This window comes from Kitasatospora sp. MY 5-36 (genome assembly GCF_001182915.1).
Lineage (GTDB): Bacteria > Actinomycetota > Actinomycetes > Streptomycetales > Streptomycetaceae > Kitasatospora.
Genome location: NZ_LFVW01001405.1, coordinates 1 through 609 on the forward strand (window position 1 = coordinate 1; position 609 = coordinate 609).

Consider the following 609-nt stretch of genomic DNA (forward strand, 5'->3'; position numbering starts at 1 on the left):
GGACGTCCGGGCCGGGCCGGACGGCTCCGCCGCGACGGCGGGCCCGGCCGGCTCGGCGGCCTCGCCGGCGCCGGACTTCTTCCTGAATGCGGGCTTCTTCATCGCGGGTCAGCTCCCCGATCCGTGCTGGTGCGGGTACCGGCCGGGGCCGTTGGGGTCGTTCGGGTCGTACGGGGCCTCGCCCTGGGGCTGGCCGGGCAGCCAGGGCTGCTGCTGCTCGGGCTGCTGCCCGCCGTCGTAGCCGTGGACCTCGTAGTACGGCTGCTGCTCGGGCTGGTACGGCTGCTCGTAGCCCTGCTGCCGGCCGTACCCGTGGGCGTCGTACCCCTGGGTGTCGTAGCCCTGGCCGCCGTACGGCGCGGCGACCGGCTGCTGGGCCGCGTACTGGTCGTAGCTGTACGGGTCGGCCTGCTGGTACGCCTGGTACGGGTCCGTGTACTGCTCGGCGTCCTGGATGGCGGCGGCCGCCTGGACGGCGCCGGTCACCGGCTCGGAGCTCGGCTGGGCCGGGATCGCGCCCGGCCGGTCGTACACCCCGGACTCCTCGGCACCGCCCTCGGCGCCCTCCGCGCCCTCGCCCCGGAGTGGAAGGCCACCGTCAACGGCACC

At 75.9% G+C, this 609-nt stretch carries 1 pseudogene; it reads right to left on the reverse strand.

Going from position 1 to position 609, the window contains the following annotated elements:
• Positions 1-108: 108 nt before the first annotated feature.
• Positions 109-609: pseudogene (locus AE652_RS45990) on the reverse strand (hypothetical protein); the annotation flags it as partial.